This is a genomic window from Micromonospora sp. NPDC005553, from assembly GCF_042871765.1.
Taxonomy (GTDB): domain Bacteria; phylum Actinomycetota; class Actinomycetes; order Mycobacteriales; family Micromonosporaceae; genus Micromonospora.
Window position 1 is genome coordinate 144731 of the sequence record NZ_JBIAJD010000001.1, and the last position, 17541, is coordinate 162271.

The window sequence follows — 17541 nt, forward strand, 5'->3', positions numbered from 1 at the left end:
ACACCGGCGCCGACACCAGCCCTCGCTGTCGCAAATCGGCCAGGATGTGCGGCAGCCAGTCAGGCGCTGATACCCGCTAGCACCAGATCGGCGACCCGACCGATCACCCGGGCACTCGTCGCCGCCGGCAACCGCCGTAGCGACGCGATGGCCAGCAGGCCGGCGCGGACGTCGTCCACGTCGACGCCGCCGCGCAGCACACCCGCCGCCCGGGCCCGCACCACCAGCACGTTCAACGCCTGCGCGTGCTCCCGCCGCTCCCGCTGAAACGCCGCACCCACCTCACCCGGCCCCAACAACGCCTCGTTGAGCGCCCGATCATGGATCTGCCGCTCAGCGAACTCGCGCACCACCCCCGACAGCGCCCGCCACGGGTCCGGATCGTCGAGCGCGCGGCGCATCTGCACACCGCAGTCGTCCACCCGCTCGGCCAGGACCGTCGCCACCAACTCCGTACGCGTCGGAAAATGCCGGTACAGGGTCGCCACACCCACCCCCGCCCGTCGCGCCACCTCCCGCATGGGCACCTCGAGCCCCGCCGACGCGAACGCCTCCCGTGCCGCCGCCACCACCCGATCACGGTTGAACCGGGCATCGGCACGCTGCATCTGAGACATCCCCGACCAACCACCCTCTCACTTGACCCCGCAGCGGAACGCCTGCTCCGTTTCCCGCCTACGGTACGACTACCACCCCGTCAACCAGGCAGAGGAGCCCCTGATGTTCGCCGTGCAGTACGACCGGTTCGGCGGTCCCGAGGTACTCCACCTCGGCAGCACCGACGCGCCACAGCCCCGGGCCGGCCAGATCCGCATCCGCGTCCAAGCCGCCGGTGTCTCCCCCGTCGACATCGGCCTGCGCTCCGGCCGCACCCCGATGAGCGCCCAACTGCCGTTGCCGCACATCCCCGGCGTCGACGCGGCCGGCATCGTCGACGAGATCGGCGACGACGTCGACGGGGTCACCCTCGGCGAGCATGTCTTCGGCATCGTCGAGCTGGCCAGACTCGGCGGCGCGAGCGCACAGTCCGCGGTACTACAGCTCTGGGCGCACAAACCCAGCGCCATGCCGTGGGCCCAGGCGGGCGCGGCGGGCACCAGCATCGAGACCGCCACCCGGGCCCTCGACCTGCTGCACCTACGGCCCGGGATGACGCTCCTCGTCGACGGCGCCGCCGGTGGCGTCGGCAGCACCGCCGTCCAACTCGCCGCCGCCCGCGGAGTCCATGTCATCGGCACCGCCCGCGCCGACAACCACGACTTCCTCCGCCAGCTCGGGACGACACCGGTCACCTACGGCCCCGACCTCACCAACCGCCTCGACGCCCTGGGTGTGACCCGGATCGACCGCGCCCTCGACGTAGCCGGCGCCGGGTCCCTGACCGAACTGCTCCACCTCACCGGCGACCCGACAGCGGTGCTCACCCTGGCGGACTTCACCGCGCCCACCCACGGCGTCCGCCTGTCCATGGGGCAACTAGCCGGCGAACCCGACGGCCGCCACGGCCTGCCCGCCGCAGCCGAACTGTTCACCGAGGGCCGCTTCAGGGTGCCAATCCAAGCGACCTTCCCGCTTGAGAAGGCGGCCGACGCGCACCACACGGCCGAGCACGGATCCCGCCGCGGAAAAATCGTCATGACCGTCGACGACGTGCAGGAGAGCTGAGCCTCAGCCCCCGGCAAGCACCTCGGACAACGGTGCCGGAACCAGCCCTCGCTCCCGCAACCCCGCCAGAATGTGCGGCAGCGCCTCATCGGTCATCGCCGCGTTCGCCTCGGTCACATGCATGATCACCACCGAGCCGGGGCGAACGTGGTCCAACACCGCCCGTACCAACGGCTTCCACGCCGTCGCGAACGGATCGCCACTGACCACGTCCCCGTCGACAACAGTCACGCCCAGCGGCGCCAAGGCGTCCAACGCCGCCGCGTCGTGGCACAACCCGGGAAACCGGAAGTACCGGGTCTGCCGACCGCCGTACGGCGCGATCACCTCGAACGTCTTCGCCACATCGCCGGCCAGCTCGTCGACCGGCAACCGGGGCAGGTCATAACAGTCCGCCGTGAACGCCGCGTGCCCGTAGGTGTGGTTGGCCAACTCGAAGCGCGGGTTGCCGGCGATCCGCCGGGTCACGTCCGGATATCGCTGCACCCACTTGCCGGTCAGGAAGAACGTCGCCGGCACCTGCTCCCGCTCCAGCAGGTCGAGGATGCGCAGGTTCGCGTACGACTTCACCCGGCCGGCCCGCAGGCTGGCCAACATCCCGTCGGTCATGTCCGCGTCGAAGGTCAGCGCGACCTTGGCGCCGCTGCGCGGCCCGTGATCCACCACCCGCGCCCTGGTCCCGATGGGCGTCGCGCCCGGCACCGTGGCAACCACCACCGGCGGCGACGAGACGCTGGCCGACGGCGCACCGGCCGGGGTGGACGAGGCCGACGACCCGACGAAGACGGGCCGGTCCGGCGGCGGCACCCGGGACGCCGTACACGCGGCACCACCGACAACGGCCACCGCCGCGAGTACGCCACACCACAACGGACGAAGCCGACCCCGAATCACGCCGCCGATCATCCCAAACGCGAGCCACCCTCACTGCCCCGCCCGCGCCCGATGCTTCGCCGATCTTGCACTTACGGTCGTCGGATTGAGCGGGATGCCCCAAATGCCGCAACAGAAAGTGCAAGATCGGCGAGGCGTGAGGGCTGGGAAGGCCCTGGGAGCGTCGATCATGGGGTTGTGGTGCCGGGTTTGGGTAGTCAAGGGTGCTTGGTCCCCCACCACAACTCCATGATCGACGGAGCAGGGGAGCCAAGACAGGAACCGCAGCGCGACGGGTCCCCGGGCGACGGTGCGCCCGGGGACCCGTGGACCGCTCAGGTCACTTCGTGAAGGAGTCCTTCACGTTGCGGCCAGCGTCCTTAACGTTCTGACCGGCCTGCTTGGCGCGCGCGTCGCTCTGCTGGCTGGCGCCCTCGCCACGCATCTGCTCGTTGTCGGTCATGTCGCCGACGCGCTCCCTCGCGGCGCCGGCCATCTGCTCAACCTTGTTCTTCGCCTTCTCGGTGAAGCTCATCGCGCCTCCTCGGTCTGGCGGTTGTCCTGGCTCGCTTGCCCGGTCTCCGGGTGCCGAAACCGGCAGTGCCGGTCGGCACACCCGCTAAAGCATCCTAGGAAGATAGGTAGTGGGAGGTCGGCTGTCGGCACCGACCCACGATGGTTAACTGACCGCATGGGAGAGCTCCTGCTGATCCGGCACGGCGAGACCACCTGGAGCGCCAGCCTGCGGCACACCTCGTACACCGACCTGGAGCTGACCCCCGACGGCGAGCGACAGGCCCGCACCCTGGCGGCCTTCCTCGCCGGCCGGCGCTTCGTCACAGTGCTGACCAGCCCCCGCTCCCGGGCGCTGCGCACCGCGCAGCTGGCCGGGCTCACCGTCGACGCCGTCGACGAGAACCTCAGCGAGTGGAACTACGGCGAGTACGAAGGTCGCACCACAGTCGACATCCACGACGACGATCCGCACTGGAACATCTGGACCGACGGCTGCCCCGGCGGGGAGTCCCCCGCAGAGGTGGGCGAACGGCTCGACCGGGTGCTGGCCCGCGTCACCCCGCTGCTCGACCGGGGCACCGTGGCGCTGGTCGGGCACGCGCACAGCCTGCGGGTGCTCGGTGCCCGCTGGATCGGCCTGCCCCCGTCCGCCGGTGGGCGGCTACGCCTGGACACCGCCACTGTCAGCGCGCTCGGTCACGAACACGGCCGGCAGGTCATCCTGCGGTGGAACCAGCCGGCTCCTCCGGCACCCGGGACCGCGACCGACTCGGTGCCGCAGAGCTGATCTTCGGCGGCCGGTTCTCGTACGGCGTGGACAACACCACTGTCGTCCGGGTCGTGACGTTCGCCGAGGTGCGGATCTCCTGCAGCACCCGCTCCAGGTCTGTGGGGCTGGCCACCCGCACCAGCAGCAGGTAGAAGTCCTCCCCCGCCACCGAGTAGCAGGAGTCGATCTCCGGCAGGTGGGCCAGCCTCTCCGGGGCGTCGTCCGGCTGCGACGGATCGAACGGCCGGATCGCCACGAACGCGGTGAGCGGCAGGTCCAGCGCCTCGAACGACACCCGGGCGGCGTACCCCTTGATCACCCCGCGCTGCTCCAGCCGACGGACCCGCTGGTGCACGGCGGACACCGACAGCCCCACCCGCTCGGCCAGGTCGGTGTACGACAGACGGCCGTCGGCGGTCAGCGCGGCGACGATAGCGCGGTCGATCTCCTCCACGGCGTGCAACCTACCGGGAAAACCGTCGCACGGCGACGAGGTACCCGAGTGGCGGACCGCGGTGGGCCGTGACGCACCCACCGCAGCCCCACCACCACGTACCGTTGTCAGCTCTTGGCGAGTGCCCGGGAGATCACCATCCGCTGGATCTGGTTGGTGCCCTCGACGATCTGCAGCACCTTCGCCTCACGCATGTACCGCTCCACCGGGTGGTCGGCCACGTAACCCGCACCGCCGAGCACCTGCACCGCGTCGGTGGTCACCCGCATCGCCATATCGGTGGCGAACAGCTTCGCCTTGGCCGCCTCGATGGCGTACGGCCGGCCGGCGTCACGCAGCCGGGCCGCCGCCAGGGTCAGCGCGCGGGCAGCGGAGATCTGGGTGGCCGCGTCGGCGAGGAGGAACCCCAGCCCCTGGAAGTCGATGATGGAACGCCCGAACTGCTGCCGCTCCCGGGCGTAGGAGACCGCGTAGTCCAGGGCGGCCTGGGCCAGCCCGACCGCGCACGCCGCGATGCCCAGCCGGCCGGAGTCCAGCGCGGACATCGCGATGGTGAAGCCCATCCCCTCGCCGCCGATCAACCGGTCGGCCGGCACCCGGGCCTCGTCAAAGGCGATCTGCGCGACCGGGGAGGCGCGCAGCCCCATCGTCCGCTCGGCCGCCTGCGGGGTGATGCCGGCCGTGCCCGCGTCGGCGAGCAGACAGGAGATCCCCTTCGGACCGGGCCCGCCGGTGCGGCAGAAGACGTTGTAGAAGTCGGCGGTGCGTGCGTGGGTGATCCACGCCTTGGTGCCGGAGACCAGGTACGCGTCACCGTCGCGATCCGCCCGGGTGGTCAGCGCCGCCGCGTCCGAGCCACCTTGCGGCTCGGAGAGGCAGTACGCGCCCAGCAACTCGCCGCCGAGCATGTCCGGCAGCAGCTTGCGCTGCTCGTCGCTGCCGAACGCCGCCACCGGGTAGCAGGACAGGGTGTGCACGCTGACCGCCTCGGCGACAGCGAGCCAGCGGCTGGCCAGGATCTCCAGGACCTGCAGGTACACCTCGTACGGCTGGGCCGCGCCGCCGTACTCCTCGGGGTAGGGCAGGCCGAGCAGGCCGGCGCGGCCCAGCGTGCGCAGCACCTCGCGGGGGAACTCGGCGCGTTCCTCGAAGGCCGCGGCCTTCGGCGCGAGCTCCCCGTCGGCGAGCTCGGTGGCGAGACCCAGCAGGTCGTGGGCCTCGTCGGTGGGGAGGATCCGGTCGACAGTCATAGCGCGATGAGCTCCGTGGGGGTGGTGTTGAGCCGTTGCACGCCGTCCGTTGTGCAGACGACGATGTCCTCGATGCGGGCGCCGTGCCGGCCCGCCAGGTAGATGCCCGGTTCGATGGAGAACGCCATGCCGGCGTCGAGGGGTCGGTCGTTGCCGGCCACCAGGTACGGCTCCTCGTGCCCGTCCAGACCGATGCCGTGACCGGTGCGGTGCAGGAACGCGGGACCGTAGCCGGCGGCGGCGATCGGCGCGCGGGCCTCGGCGTCGGCCGCCGCGGCGGTGATCCCGGGCCGCACCGCCTCGACCGCGGCGCGTTGGGCGTCGCGCAGCACGGCGTAGTAGTCCAGGAAGTCGGCCGGTGCCGACCCGCCCGCCAGGTAGGTGCGGGTGCAGTCCGAGCGGTAGCCCGACGCCATCGTGCCGCCGATGTCGACCACCACCGGCTCGCCGACGCCGATCGGCCGGTCGGAGGTGCCGTGGTGCGGGCTGGCCCCGTTGGGTCCGGCCGCCACGATGACGAAGTCGACAGTGACGTGTCCGGCGGCGCGGATCGCCGCGGCGATGTCGGTGGCGACCTCGACCTCGGTGCGACCGGGGCGCAGCCACTCGCCCATCCGCAGGTGCACCTCGTCGATCGCCGCGCCGGCCTCGGCGAGCGCCGCGATCTCCGCCGGGGACTTGCGGATCCGCAGCTCGCGCAGGACCTCCCCGGCGAGCCGTTGCGCGGCGTCGGGCAGCGCCGCGCGCAGGCCGAGGACCTGCTCGGCCCACATCCGGTCGGCGAGCCCGACCGACGCGACCGGGCCGTCGAGGGCGGCGACGACCAGGGGGTACGGGTCGGTGCCGTCGACGTGGTCGACGATGCGTACGCCGGTGTTCGGGGCGGCCTCCGCCGCGGGACGTTCCAATCTCGGCACGATCAGCGTCGGCTCACCTTCGGCGGGCAGCACCAGGCAGGTCAGCCGCTCCCCCGCGTGGGCGTCGTACCCGGTCAGATACCGCAGGTCGGAGCCGGGTGTGAGCAGCAGTGCGTCCAGGCCGGCGGCGGCCGTCGCTCGCTGCGCGGCGGTCAACCGATCCGGCGGATACAGCTCGTCGATTCCCACCCCGCCAGCTTAACGGTCGTTTGGGCAAACCCCCTATCGGCACCGGGTGACCGGAAATCCATAGGTGTTGATTGACTCAGACAGTTAACACTCTTTAAGATTTGGCTGCCTCGAGGCCCACCCGTCCCTGCGTCCCCGCACCGCCCGCCCGCGACAACCCTGCGCGGGCGGGTGTCGTCCCCCGCCCACGGGAAGGCCCCCGATGTCCTCACCACTGCGCCGCGTCCTCGCCGCCGGCCTGCTCGCGCTGGCTACCGCCGGCGCCACCCTCACCGTCATTCCCACCGCCGCGCAGGCAGTGGTGCTGCCGAACAACTTCAAGAGCGTCGGCTACATGCCCTCCTGGGCCGGCAACATCAACACGATCCAGTACAACAAGCTCACCCACATCAACTACGCCTTCGTCCTGCCCAACAGCAACGGCACCCTGCAAGGGGTGGACGGGGCCCGGCTCTCCTCGCTGGTCTCGCAGGGGCACGCCAACAACGTCAAGGTCTCCATCGCCGTCGGCGGCTGGAACGACGGCAACGACTCCGCCTTCGAGGCGCTCGCCGCCAACACCACCAGCCGCACGAACTTCGTCAACAACCTGATCAACTTCGTCAACCAGTACAACCTCGACGGCGTCGACATGGACTGGGAGTACCCCGACCCGGGCGCCTCGGCCAACAACTACACGGCGCTCATGACGCAACTCGGCAGCGCCCTGCACAGCCGCGGCAAGCTGCTCACCGCCGCCGTGGTCAGCGAGGGCGGCAGCGTCCAGGGCGTCCAGACGGCCGTGTTCAACCAGGTCGACTGGCTCAACATCATGGCGTACGACGGCGGCAGCCCGCACGCCAACTACGACTGGTCGATCAACGCCATCAACGGATGGAAGGCCCGCGGCCTGCCGGCCAGCAAGGCCGTCCTCGGCATCCCGTTCTACAGCCGCCCCGTCTACTACAACTACTCGTACCTGGTCGGGCTCGACCCGGCGAACGCCAACCGGGACTGCGCCACCATCAACGGGTCCCAGCAGTGCTGGAACGGCATTCCGACAGTGAAGCGCAAGACGCAGTGGGCCCTCGCGAACGCCGGCGGCGTGATGAACTGGGAGCTGTCGCAGGACACCAGCGGCTCGACCTCACTGCTCAGCGCCATGTACGACACCATCATGGGCGGCACCACCCCGCCGCCGACCGGACGCACCGGCCGGATCACCGGCATCGGTGGCAAGTGCGTCGACGTGGCCTCGGCCAGCACCGCCAACGGCGCCGCCATCCAGATCTGGACCTGCAACGGCACCAACGCGCAGACCTGGACGGTCGCCAGCGACAGCACGCTGCGCGCCCTCGGCAAGTGCGCCGACATCACCAGCGGGTCCACCGCCAACGGCGCGAAGGTCCAGCTCTGGGACTGCAACGGCAGCGGCGCCCAGGTCTGGCAGGCGCAGTCCAACGGGACGCTGCGCAACCCGCAGTCGAACAAGTGCCTCGACGTCACCGACAACACCTCCGCCGACGGCGCCCGGCTGCAGATCTGGGACTGCTTCGCCGGCGCCAACCAGCGCTGGACGCTCCCGGCCTGACGCCGCGCGCGCAGGGTCCCCGGACCAGCCCGGCTCGCAGGGCCCCCGGTCGGCGCGTAGGCGTCAGCCGGGGGCCCCGGCGTGCTCAGCGACCAGGTCGAGCATCTCCTGCACCGACCCGGCCGGGTCGGTTACCGGGAACTGCACGGCCCGCACCACCGCCGTCGGGTCGACCAACAGGGTCAGCCGCTTGAACCGGGTCACCCCGCCCGCGCGGAACACCGGCAGCAGCAGCCCCGCTCCGAGCCGCCCGTCCTGGTCGGACAGCAACGGGAAGGGCAGTTCGGCGTACGCGGCGAAGTCGGCGAGCTGGTCGGGCCGCTGGGTACTGATCCCGTAAACCCGGACACCAGCGGTCACGAAGTCCGGATGACGCTTGGCGTAGGTGGCCGACTCCAGTGTGCAACCCCGGGCGCCGGGAATCTCCGCCCAGCCGGGCGGATGGCCCTGCATCCCCGGCGCGTAGGCCCCGGGGAACAGGTAGAGGACCGTCCACCCGTCCGTCGCGGTCACCGCCACCGGATGCCCGTCAGCGGCGGGCAGGACGACGTCGGGCAACCGCCGACCCACCAGGTCGCGCACCCGGCGCGCCTCGGCTGAGTCGGCGTCGGCCGTGGCGGTCACGTCACCGTCACCCATCAGATGCCTCGTTCCCCAGTCCTGCAACGCGATCAGCACCGGCAACAGCCCCTCGCCCTTCCGGGTGAGCAGGTAGTCGTACCGCGGTGGGTGTCGCGAGTACGGCCGGCGCTCCAACACGCCGTGCTCGACCAGCGCGCCGAGGCGTTCGGTCAGCGCGCGTCGGCTGACGCCCAGCTCCCGTTGCAGCGCGTCGAAACGGGTCGTCCCGCCAGCGACGTCACGCACGATGAGGAACGTCCACCAGTCCCCCAGTACGCCGAGCGCCTGCGCGATGCCGCAGTCCGCATCGGCAAGATCTTCTCGCCGCACCCGCTACCTCCGTTACCCCGTTCCGACTATAGTCCGTCTCAGATCGGAACGGACTGGTTCGGCGAACGGGGGACGGCGACGCGCACGTCGACGAACGGGCCGGGTGTTCTGGCGCTGGCGGGCCGCCGGCACGACCAGCACGGTCGGGTCGGCGGTGCGCGCGGTCGCACTGCCCCTGACCGCGCGCACCGTCCTGGGCGCGTCCGCGTACCAGCCCGCACTGTCGTTTCCCGGGCCGGGGCCTCCCCTGCGGCCCTAGCCTGGGACCGGGCGCCCGTGCGGGCGACCTGACCGGGAGGACCGACGTGGCAGGGAACCAGACGAACCGGGCGGCGACCCGCCGTCGCCGCCAACTGTGGGCCGGAGTCCTCGCGCTCGTCGGCCTGGTCCTGCTCGTCATCGGCGTCACCGTCGCCGACGGCATCGCGGCCTGGGTCGAGGTGGTGGTCGCGATCCTGCTGCTGGTGACCAGCTACGTCGTGCAGCACCTGGCCCGCCGGGACACCGTCTACCAGCCCGACGAGCGACGCTGACACCACCACCAGCGGCCGGGCGTACCCCAGATCGTCGGACGGTTGTGCCAGGCTGTCCGGCGTGGCACACCGACCCCCGATCCTGCTGATCGACTCAGCCAGCCTCTACTTCCGGGCCTACTTCGGCATCCCGGAGTCCGCCGCCAGGGCCGAGGACGGCACCCCGGTCAACGCGGTGCGCGGCTTCCTCGACATGCTCGCCACCCTGATCCGGGTGCGGGGCGCCGATCGGATGATCTGCGCACTGGACTACGACTGGCGCCCGGCCTGGCGGGTCGACCTGCTGCCGTCGTACAAGGCGCACCGGGTCGCCCCGCAGGGCGGCGAGATCGTTCCGGACACCCTCTCCCCGCAGGTGCCGATGATCCTGGAGGTGCTGACCGCGGTGGGCATCACCGCTGTCGGCGCGACCGGCTACGAGGCGGACGACGTGCTCGGCACCCTCTCGGTGACCCAGCCCGGCCCGATCGAGGTGGTCTCCGGCGACCGCGACCTGTTCCAACTCGTCGACGACGCCCGACCGGTCCGACTGCTCTACGTCGGGCGCGGCGTCGCCAAGCTCGACGACTGCGACGACGCCGCCGTGCGGGCCCGCTACGGCGTGCCCGCCGACCGGTACGCCGACTTCGCCGCGCTGCGCGGCGACCCGAGTGACGGGTTGCCCGGGGTGGCCGGCGTCGGCGACAAGACCGCCGCCCGGCTGATCGAGCGGTACGGCAGCATCGCCGGCATCCTGGCCGCGCTCGACGACTCCGACTCGTCCTTCGCACCGGGCCTGCGCGCCAAGCTGGTCGCGGCCCGCGACTACCTGGGCGTCGCGCCGACGGTGGTCCGGGTCGCCCTGGACGTGCCCCTGCCGGAGCTGCCCACCGCGCTGCCGAGCGCGCCGGCCGACCCGGACCGGCTGCTCGAGCTCGCCCAACGATGGAACCTGGCCGGCTCGGCCCGCCGCCTGGTCGACGCCCTCGCCGCCCCGCGCGGCGGCGAAAAGCCGTCGACATCCCCGCAGGCGGGGTGACCGCCCGGCACGACCCGGTTGGGGGACGAGCGGGTGAACGCGGGTTCCCGCGCTCCCCCGCTCGTTACCGTCCGTGAAGGTGGGCCGGACAGGTCCATCGAGTCGAGCGGTTCCGCAGGAGTAACCCGTGCACCTCCCCGCGCCGGAGCCCGGATCGCCACGGGCCATCGGTCCGCCGGTGCGCGATCCAGAGGGCCCGCGCCGGGTCACCCTCCTCGAACTCTTCTTCGACCTGGTGTACGTGGTCGCCCTGGCGCTCATCTCGCGGGGACTGGCCGAACGACTCGACTGGCACCGGGCCGCCGAGGCACTGATCATGCTGGCCGCCGTCTGGTGGACCTGGGCGATCACCACGCTGGTCACCGACCTGTACGACCCGGAACGCACCGAGATCAAGCTGCTGATCAGCGCCGTCATGTTCGGCGCGCTGCTGATGACCACGGCGATCCCGGAGGCGTTCAACAACCGAGGGCTCGTCTTCGGCGGCACCTACGTGGCGATCCACCTGGGGCGTGGGCTGTTCCTGATGCCGGCGGTACGCCGCGAACCACAGACCCAGCGTCGGGCCGCCCGCATCTTCGTCTGGTTCGTGGTGTCGGCGATCCCGTGGCTCATCGGCGCATTCGTCAGCGGAGACGCCCGGATCGTGTGCTGGGCCATCGCGCTCGCCATCGACTACCTCGGCTTCCGACTCGCGTACCCGGTGCCGGGTCTCGGGGTGGTGCCCGAGAAGCAGCGCAACGTCACCGCGGAGCATCTCTCCGAGCGCTACCAGCAGTTCTTCATCATCGCGCTCGGCGACGCCATCCTGACTATCGGCACCATGTTCAGCATGGAGCACACCGAGGCCGAGAACATCGGGGCCTTCGCTGTGGCGTTCCTGACCACGCTGCTGCTCTGGCGGATCTACGTGCACAAGTCCGGCGAGCTGCTGCCGACCGCCATCAAGGCGGCGGAGTCGCCCAGCAAGTTCCTGTTCAGCGCGCCGTACACCCATCTGTTGATGATTTCCGGCGTGGTCACCACGGCGGCCGGCTTCCACCTGGTGCTGCACGAGCCGACCGGACGGACACCGCCGGCCTGGCTGGCGGTGATCCTCGGCGGCCCGGCGCTGTTCCTGGCCGGCCGGGCCTCGTTCGAGTACGAGGTCTTCAGCCGGGTGTCGTGGTCCCGACCCGGCGGGGTGCTGGCGCTGCTGACCATCGCCCCCGGCCTGCTGTACCTGCCGCCGGTGTTCGCCTCCCTCGGTGGGCTGCTGGTCCTGGTCGGCGTTGCCTACGCGGACTTCCGGCGTAGCCGCGGCAAGCCGCCGGAGGCCCCGTCACCGCCGCACTGAGCCGCCCGCCAGCTACACCAGCGCCCCGGCGTACCCCCGGACCTGCAGTCGTTCCCGGGCACCTCCGGCCAGGCGCACCTGCAGGCCGAGCGGCGCGGCGGCGCGGCGGACGTCGTCCACGTGCAGCGATCCGTGCCGGTCCACGGTGAGCACCGGCGGTTCTTCGAGGTCACCCTCCGGCGCGTGGAACGAGAGCAGGGTGACCGAGGTGGTGAGGTAGCCCGGGTACGCGGCGCGGGCGGCTGCCTCGTCCCGGTGGACCAGCACCACCAGATCGTCGAGGTGGGCGAAGTCGGCGGCGAGGGCGCCCGCCTTCCAGTGCGCCGGTTCCTCCGCCGCGCCGGTGAGATGCCGGGAGCGGTTCGCCGAGGTGATGTAGAGGTGATCCGTCCCGGTCTCGGCGAGCGCCCGCTCGAAGAAGGCGTTGGAGGGGCAGGTCAGCCCTGGTGCGATCACCTGGGTGGTCCTCATCCCCTGGTCGATCTGCGTGAAATGGTCGGGGAGCCGGTCGGCGGCCGGCCCACGGAAGCCGAACGGCCCGGCCCCGTAGAGGGCGTCCATCAGCGCCCGCACCCGACCGACCGGCAACCGCGGCGAGATCCGCGTCCAGTCGAACATCCCGGGGATCCGGCCGATCACCGTGGTGATGCTGCCGACCTGGTGGGCCGGTCGACCCTTGGCCAGGTTGACCCGGCGTACGGTGGCCGCGTCGGGGCGCGTCACGATGGCGTAGAAGTTGGCGAACGCCGCCGCGACGATCGCGCCGCCAGCAAGCGCGCGGGCCGCGACCGCGACGTCTTCGGGGCGGTCGATGTAGAGGGGCGGTGTCGGGGCGTCCATGAGTCCTCCTCGGCGGGGCCGTGAGGCAGTTCTACGTCCACTCACCCGGATGACGGCGAGGTCGGTCGCCGATCCGATAGCCGACAGGCGCTACCCGGTGCGGGCGGCGGATGCCCGGGCGGTACACAACGGCGGCCGGCATCGGCCGGATGGGGGATCCGGCGGGGGTCCTAGCACGCAACCGTTAGCCGCGCGACCTGATTGGGTACAACGGCTGCACCTCAGATCCACCACATACCTCAGGAGGCAGCGATGCGCGGCACCTCGATTCTCGGAGTCATCGTCGTGATCTGGTTGGTGATCGGCGCCATCGCCGGTGGCCAGCGCGGTTACTACAGCGGCGACGACACCAACTGCGCCGAGGCCGGCACCATCCTGGTCACCGTCGTGGCCGGGCCGTTGAACTACATCGGCGCCAACCCGAAGGTCGACTGCAAGCTGCCCGAGCCTTCCAAGTAGGCAACAGACGTAGACCGGCCCGTGCCCCCGCAGTGGGGCGCGGGCCGGTGCAGTTTTCGGCGAGGTCGCACCGGAGCACTAGCCCGACTCCTCCCCCGACCGTCGAACGGTCGACCGGTCGCGTCCCCAGGCGGCCAGCGGCTCGAGGGCGTCGTTGAGGCGCGTGCCGTCCTCGGTCAACGAGTACTCGACGCGGGGCGGCACCTCGTCGTGGGAGACGCGGCGTACGATGCCGTCCGCCTCCATCTCCCGCAGGTGGGAGGCCAGCACCTTCTCGGTGACCCCCGGAAGCAGTCGACGCAGCTCGCCGAAGCGACGTAGGGGGTGCTCGTGAAGCGCCCAGAGGATCAGCACCTTCCACTTGCCGCCGATCACCTCCATCGCGGTGTCGATACCGCAGGCGTGTCCGTCCGCGGTGCCCGGCCGGTTCACCGTCGCCATGCCCACCCCTCCGACCTGCTCGCTCACCCCCGGGTAACCACGCACTCCGAAGTGCGTACTTGATCACCTGGTGGGCGATGACCAGCCTAATCGGCATGGAACCGAACACTGTGGAGAAGCCGTCCGTCACGATGCTGGGACTCGGCGCGATGGGTACCGCACTGGCCCGCGCCTGGCTTGCCGCCGGCCACCCGCTCACCGTCTGGAACCGCACCCCGGCCCGCGCCGCCGCGCTCGCGCCCGAAGGGGCAAGGGTCGCGGACAGCGCTGCTCAGGCGGTCGCGGCGAGCACCCTGGTCGTCGTGTGCCTGCTGGACGACAGCTCGGTCGAGGAGGTGCTGGCCGGTGTGGACCTGACCGGCCGGGATCTGGTCAACCTGACCACCAGCACCCCGGCCCAGGCCCGCGCCCGCGCGGCCTGGGCACGCCGACACGGCGCGCGTTACCTGGACGGTGGCATCATGGCCGTCCCGCCGATGGTTGGCGTTCCGGAGGCCGGCGGCTACGTCTTCTACAGCGGCTCGCGAGCGCTCTTCGAACGGCACCGCACGACGCTGGGCGTCCCGGTCGGCACCACCTACGTGGGCGAGGACGCGGGCTTCGCGGCCCTGCACGACGTGGCTCTCCTCAGCGCCATGTACGGGATGTTCGCCGGGACCGCGCACGCCTTCGCCCTGATCCGTCGGGAGGACATCGACCCGACGGCGCTCGCCCCACTGCTCGCCGACTGGCTCGTCGCGATGATCCCGACGGTTCGGCAGACCGCCGACCAACTGCGCAGCGGGAACTACACCGACGGAGTCGTCTCCCCTCTCGCCATGCAGGTGGCGGGCACGCCGACCTTTCTGCGCACCGCCGAGCAGCAGGGCGTCAGCCCCGAACTGCTCCGCCCCTACTTCGACCTGATGCGCCGCCGCCTGGCGGAGGGAGGTGGTGCGGAGGACCTGACGGGCGTCATCGATCTGCTGGTGCGCTGACGGGGTGCGGTGGCTGGAGGCGGTGCTTGGTGCTTGCGGTCGGCCACCGCACACCGCCTATGGCATCCTAGGAGGCTGGTTTGCAGTCCTGCGGCGTTTGTCCACGCCGGGGCCGGGAACGGCCGATGCCTCAGTCAGCGAACGGGATCGGGAGTGTGGGCATGCAGATCGGCTACAAGCTGGCCGCAGAGGGGTACGGCCCGCAGGAGATCATCCGCCAGGCCGTCCTTGCCGAACGGGCGGGCTTCGACTTCGTCGAGATGAGCGACCACTTCCACCCGTGGCTGGACGCGCAGGGGCACTCGTCCTTCACCTGGAGCGTGCTCGGCGCCATCGCGGCCAGGACCAGCACCCTGCGCCTGGCCACCGGGGTCACCTGCCCGACCGTCCGCTACCACCCGGCGATCATCGCGCAGGCCGCAGCGACCATGGCGCTGATCTCCGACGGTCGGTTCACCCTCGGAGTGGGCGCCGGCGAGCGGCTCAACGAGCACGTGGTCGGGCAGGGCTTCCCCAGCGTTCGAGGGAGACACGAGCGACTACGCGAGGCGCTGGAGATCATCCGGCTGCTCTGGCAGGGCGGCTACCAGTCGTACGAGGGCCGGCACCTGCACCTGGAGGACGCCCGCATCTTCGATCTGCCGGACACCCTGCCCGTGATCGCGGTGGCGGCCAGCGGTGAGGTGTCGGCACGGCTCGCCGCCGAGTTGGGCGACGGCCTGTTCGCCACCGAGCCGGACGCGTCGATCGTCGAACACTACCGACGCGCCAAGGGTTCGGGCCCGCGCTACGCCGAGGTGCCACTGGCCTGGGCCACCGACGAGCAACAGGCGGTGCAGGCGGTGTTGCAGACGAGCCGATGGATGGTCACCGGTTGGAAGGTGATGAGCGAACTGCCGAACCCGGTCAACTTCGACGCGGCCAGCGCGTACGTCGAGGAGAAGCACATCCGGCAGCTCTTCGCCATCGGCCCGGACCCGGAACCCCACGTCACCAAGGTCCGGTCGTACGTCGAGGCCGGCTTCGACCACATCGTCCTGCAGAACGCCGGCCCCGACCCGGACGGCTTTCTCGACTTCTTCGCCGGCGACCTCTCCGGCCGCCTGCGCGCGATGGGTTGACGCGCCGTGACCCTGCGCGCGAGGGGTTAACGCCGTGACGACGCCGAACCCTCGGCGTCACGTGACGGAGCACCGCCCGTCCGGACGATCGTCCGGACGGGCGGTGCACTCGGGATGAACGCGCTCGGGATGGTGCGCGGGTCGACGCTCAGCGGAAGCAGTGGGCGATCGGCACCTGGCTGCCCTCGCAGTTGGTCGGTTCGTTCTCGACCACCACGCTCTCATCGTCGATCTTGACCTGGGCGTGCATGCCGAAGATGCCGCCGGGCTTCACCGTCGACGCGTTGTGGGTGACCTTGCTGGTGTAGATCGCCACCGAGCCCGCGTTGGCGTAGATGCCCCCGCCCTGGGACGCGGCGCCGACAGCCTCGTTACGGGTCACGTCACTGCCGCGGACCAGCAGGTTCGCCTTCTCGGCGTAGATGCCGGCTCCGAGGCCGTGGGTGGTGTTGCCTTCGATCACGCTGTCGTCGATCGGCGTGAGGCCCTTCACTGTCGAGACACCGCCCCCGTTGAGTGTGGACGTGTTGCCGCGGATGGTCATCGTGCGCATCACCAGCACCGCGTCGGAGTTGGCGGCACCGCCGCCGACCTGCGCGGTGTTGTTCAGCAGCTCGGTGTCGGAGACCTTCGTCCGGGCCGAGAAGCTGGCCAGCCCGCCACCCTGGACGGCGCTGTTCTGGGTGAAGGAGACGCTCTCCACGTCGGCGGCACCACGGTAGTTGCCCAGCCCGCCGCCGTAGGCGTTGGCGCTGTTGCGGTGGAACTCCGAGCGCTTCAGCGTCAGTACGCCGCCGTTGAGCAGGCCCCCGCCCTTGCCCGCGGCGCCGGAGGCGCTGTTGCCGACGAACGTGGAATCGGTGACCACCATGTTGCCGTCGTTGAAGATGCCGCCGCCACCCCCCTCGGGCGACAGCGAGGTGCTCTGCGTGACGGTGACCCGTTCCACCACGGCGGTGGCGCCGTGCACCACGTGCAGGCTGCCGCCCTCGATGGCCGATCGGCCGTTGTGCAGTTCCACGTCGCGCAGGGTCAGCTCGCCGCCATCACGGACGGTGAAGAAGCGGAACGCGGCGGCCTGGGCGGCCCGGGAGATGGTGGCGCCCGCGCCGTCGATCGTGATCGCCTGGTAGATCACCGGCAGGCCGGCGGTGTCGTCGGCCGGGTTGTGCGGCGGCGCGTCGGCGTCGCCGGGGGTTTCCGCGGCGTCGGCGGCCTCGCGGGCGTCCCGGATCCCGCCGTCGTACTGGTCGGTCTCGTGGAACGCCTCGGTGAGGGTGTAGCGGCACTTGGGCGCGAGGCGGAGTTCGCCGCCGCCCTCGGCGTTGGCCGTGACCAGCGCCGCCACCAGCTTCGCGGCGTCGCACGGCACCGACACCACTCCTCGCTTGCCGGTGCCGGGGGTGGTGGGACGGGCCCGCTCGGCGTCGGGGTCGGGCCGGTCGCCGGTGCGGCGGTCGTCGTCGGCTGCCGGGGTCAGCCGGGCCAGACCGGGGAGGGCGAGGGCGCGGTCGGCGGCGGCGGCCGCTCCGGCCGCTCCCACGACCAAGCTCCCCGCCAGCAAGCCGCTGGCTAAGAGCCATCGGGACCGCCGTCTGGGTTGAGTCGCGCGGTCTCCCTCTCGGTACGTGGACATCAACGGTGCCTACCTTCCTGCGTACG

The 17541-nt window shown here is 71.2% G+C and carries 19 protein-coding genes; 9 read left to right on the forward strand and 10 right to left on the reverse strand.

Translation table 11 applies throughout. The annotated features are described in order from the left end of the window. Window positions 1-59: 59 nt before the first annotated feature. Window positions 60-608: a TetR/AcrR family transcriptional regulator gene (locus ACFYPG_RS00795; protein WP_387349322.1), complete on the reverse strand. Its 549-nt coding sequence runs from the start codon at window positions 606-608 to the stop codon at window positions 60-62. A 112-nt stretch (window positions 609-720) separates the two neighbouring features. On the opposite strand from ACFYPG_RS00795, the gene ACFYPG_RS00800 reads away from it, so the two are divergent. Next, complete coding sequence (locus ACFYPG_RS00800) at window positions 721-1665, forward strand: NADP-dependent oxidoreductase (protein ID WP_387349324.1); 945 nt, start codon at window positions 721-723, stop codon at window positions 1663-1665. Window positions 1666-1668: 3 nt separating this feature from the next. Here the strand turns inward: ACFYPG_RS00800 and ACFYPG_RS00805 are convergent, their stop codons facing one another. Together ACFYPG_RS00805 and ACFYPG_RS00810 are read right to left on the reverse strand one after the other, a co-directional pair. Next, window positions 1669-2559, reverse strand: a complete 891-nt coding sequence (locus tag ACFYPG_RS00805) for a polysaccharide deacetylase family protein (RefSeq protein ID WP_387349325.1) — start codon at window positions 2557-2559, stop codon at window positions 1669-1671. A gap of 319 nt (window positions 2560-2878) precedes the next feature. Beyond that, entirely contained in the window at window positions 2879-3073 is a 195-nt protein-coding gene (locus ACFYPG_RS00810) for a CsbD family protein (RefSeq protein ID WP_387349327.1), read from the reverse strand. 156 nt (window positions 3074-3229) lie between these two features. Between ACFYPG_RS00810 and ACFYPG_RS00815 the strand changes: the two genes are divergently transcribed. After that, on the forward strand, window positions 3230-3841 hold the full coding sequence (locus ACFYPG_RS00815; protein ID WP_355007454.1) for a histidine phosphatase family protein: 612 nt from the start codon (window positions 3230-3232) through the stop codon (window positions 3839-3841). Here ACFYPG_RS00815 and ACFYPG_RS00820 read toward each other — a convergent pair. The 3 genes from ACFYPG_RS00820 to ACFYPG_RS00830 form a co-directional block, all read right to left on the reverse strand. Next, window positions 3771-4277, reverse strand: coding sequence for an Lrp/AsnC family transcriptional regulator (locus ACFYPG_RS00820; RefSeq protein WP_112732312.1), 507 nt, complete (start codon window positions 4275-4277; stop codon window positions 3771-3773). The two genes, ACFYPG_RS00815 and ACFYPG_RS00820, sit on opposite strands and share 71 nt — an antisense overlap. 107 nt (window positions 4278-4384) lie before the next feature. After that, the gene (locus ACFYPG_RS00825) at window positions 4385-5527 is read right to left on the reverse strand and encodes an acyl-CoA dehydrogenase family protein (protein ID WP_387349329.1); all 1143 of its coding nucleotides are present in this window, start codon (window positions 5525-5527) and stop codon (window positions 4385-4387) included. Continuing rightward, entirely contained in the window at window positions 5524-6633 is a 1110-nt protein-coding gene (locus ACFYPG_RS00830; protein ID WP_387349331.1) for a M24 family metallopeptidase, read from the reverse strand. Before ACFYPG_RS00830 ends, ACFYPG_RS00825 begins: the two co-directional genes overlap by 4 nt. Window positions 6634-6835: 202 nt before the next feature. Between ACFYPG_RS00830 and ACFYPG_RS00835 the strand changes: the two genes are divergently transcribed. After that, the gene (locus ACFYPG_RS00835) at window positions 6836-8203 is read left to right on the forward strand and encodes a glycosyl hydrolase family 18 protein (protein WP_355007451.1); all 1368 of its coding nucleotides are present in this window, start codon (window positions 6836-6838) and stop codon (window positions 8201-8203) included. Window positions 8204-8266: 63 nt separating this feature from the next. Here ACFYPG_RS00835 and ACFYPG_RS00840 read toward each other — a convergent pair whose 3' ends face one another. After that, the gene (locus tag ACFYPG_RS00840; RefSeq protein WP_387349334.1) at window positions 8267-9154 is read right to left on the reverse strand and encodes a winged helix-turn-helix transcriptional regulator; all 888 of its coding nucleotides are present in this window, start codon (window positions 9152-9154) and stop codon (window positions 8267-8269) included. 305 nt (window positions 9155-9459) lie between these two features. On the opposite strand from ACFYPG_RS00840, the gene ACFYPG_RS00845 reads away from it, so the two are divergent. The 3 genes from ACFYPG_RS00845 to ACFYPG_RS00855 all read left to right on the forward strand — a co-directional run bounded on the left by ACFYPG_RS00845 (window position 9460) and on the right by ACFYPG_RS00855 (window position 12041). Further along, the gene (locus ACFYPG_RS00845) at window positions 9460-9687 is read left to right on the forward strand and encodes a hypothetical protein (RefSeq protein WP_355007449.1); all 228 of its coding nucleotides are present in this window, start codon (window positions 9460-9462) and stop codon (window positions 9685-9687) included. A 61-nt stretch (window positions 9688-9748) separates the two neighbouring features. Next, on the forward strand, window positions 9749-10705 hold the full coding sequence (locus ACFYPG_RS00850; protein ID WP_355007448.1) for a 5'-3' exonuclease: 957 nt from the start codon (window positions 9749-9751) through the stop codon (window positions 10703-10705). A gap of 178 nt (window positions 10706-10883) precedes the next feature. After that, window positions 10884-12041, forward strand: a complete 1158-nt coding sequence (locus tag ACFYPG_RS00855) for a low temperature requirement protein A (protein WP_355007447.1) — start codon at window positions 10884-10886, stop codon at window positions 12039-12041. A gap of 12 nt (window positions 12042-12053) precedes the next feature. Here ACFYPG_RS00855 and ACFYPG_RS00860 read toward each other — a convergent pair whose 3' ends face one another. Continuing rightward, entirely contained in the window at window positions 12054-12881 is an 828-nt protein-coding gene (locus ACFYPG_RS00860) for a hypothetical protein (RefSeq protein WP_355007446.1), read from the reverse strand. Window positions 12882-13133: 252 nt separating this feature from the next. Here ACFYPG_RS00860 and ACFYPG_RS00865 point away from each other — a divergent pair, with 252 nt between their 5' ends. Continuing rightward, window positions 13134-13340, forward strand: coding sequence for a hypothetical protein (locus tag ACFYPG_RS00865; protein ID WP_387349336.1), 207 nt, complete (start codon window positions 13134-13136; stop codon window positions 13338-13340). A gap of 78 nt (window positions 13341-13418) precedes the next feature. On the opposite strand, the gene ACFYPG_RS00870 is transcribed toward ACFYPG_RS00865, so the two are convergent. Further along, window positions 13419-13808: a helix-turn-helix domain-containing protein gene (locus tag ACFYPG_RS00870; protein ID WP_355007445.1), complete on the reverse strand. Its 390-nt coding sequence runs from the start codon at window positions 13806-13808 to the stop codon at window positions 13419-13421. Window positions 13809-13876: 68 nt separating this feature from the next. Between ACFYPG_RS00870 and ACFYPG_RS00875 the strand changes: the two genes are divergently transcribed. Together ACFYPG_RS00875 and ACFYPG_RS00880 are read left to right on the forward strand one after the other, a co-directional pair. Then, the gene (locus ACFYPG_RS00875; protein ID WP_387349338.1) at window positions 13877-14758 is read left to right on the forward strand and encodes an NAD(P)-dependent oxidoreductase; all 882 of its coding nucleotides are present in this window, start codon (window positions 13877-13879) and stop codon (window positions 14756-14758) included. Window positions 14759-14919: 161 nt separating this feature from the next. Further along, the gene (locus ACFYPG_RS00880) at window positions 14920-15879 is read left to right on the forward strand and encodes a TIGR03557 family F420-dependent LLM class oxidoreductase (RefSeq protein ID WP_387350857.1); all 960 of its coding nucleotides are present in this window, start codon (window positions 14920-14922) and stop codon (window positions 15877-15879) included. Window positions 15880-16027: 148 nt separating this feature from the next. Here ACFYPG_RS00880 and ACFYPG_RS00885 read toward each other — a convergent pair whose 3' ends face one another. Continuing rightward, the gene (locus ACFYPG_RS00885; RefSeq protein ID WP_355007442.1) at window positions 16028-17515 is read right to left on the reverse strand and encodes a hypothetical protein; all 1488 of its coding nucleotides are present in this window, start codon (window positions 17513-17515) and stop codon (window positions 16028-16030) included. Window positions 17516-17541 lie beyond the last annotated feature (26 nt).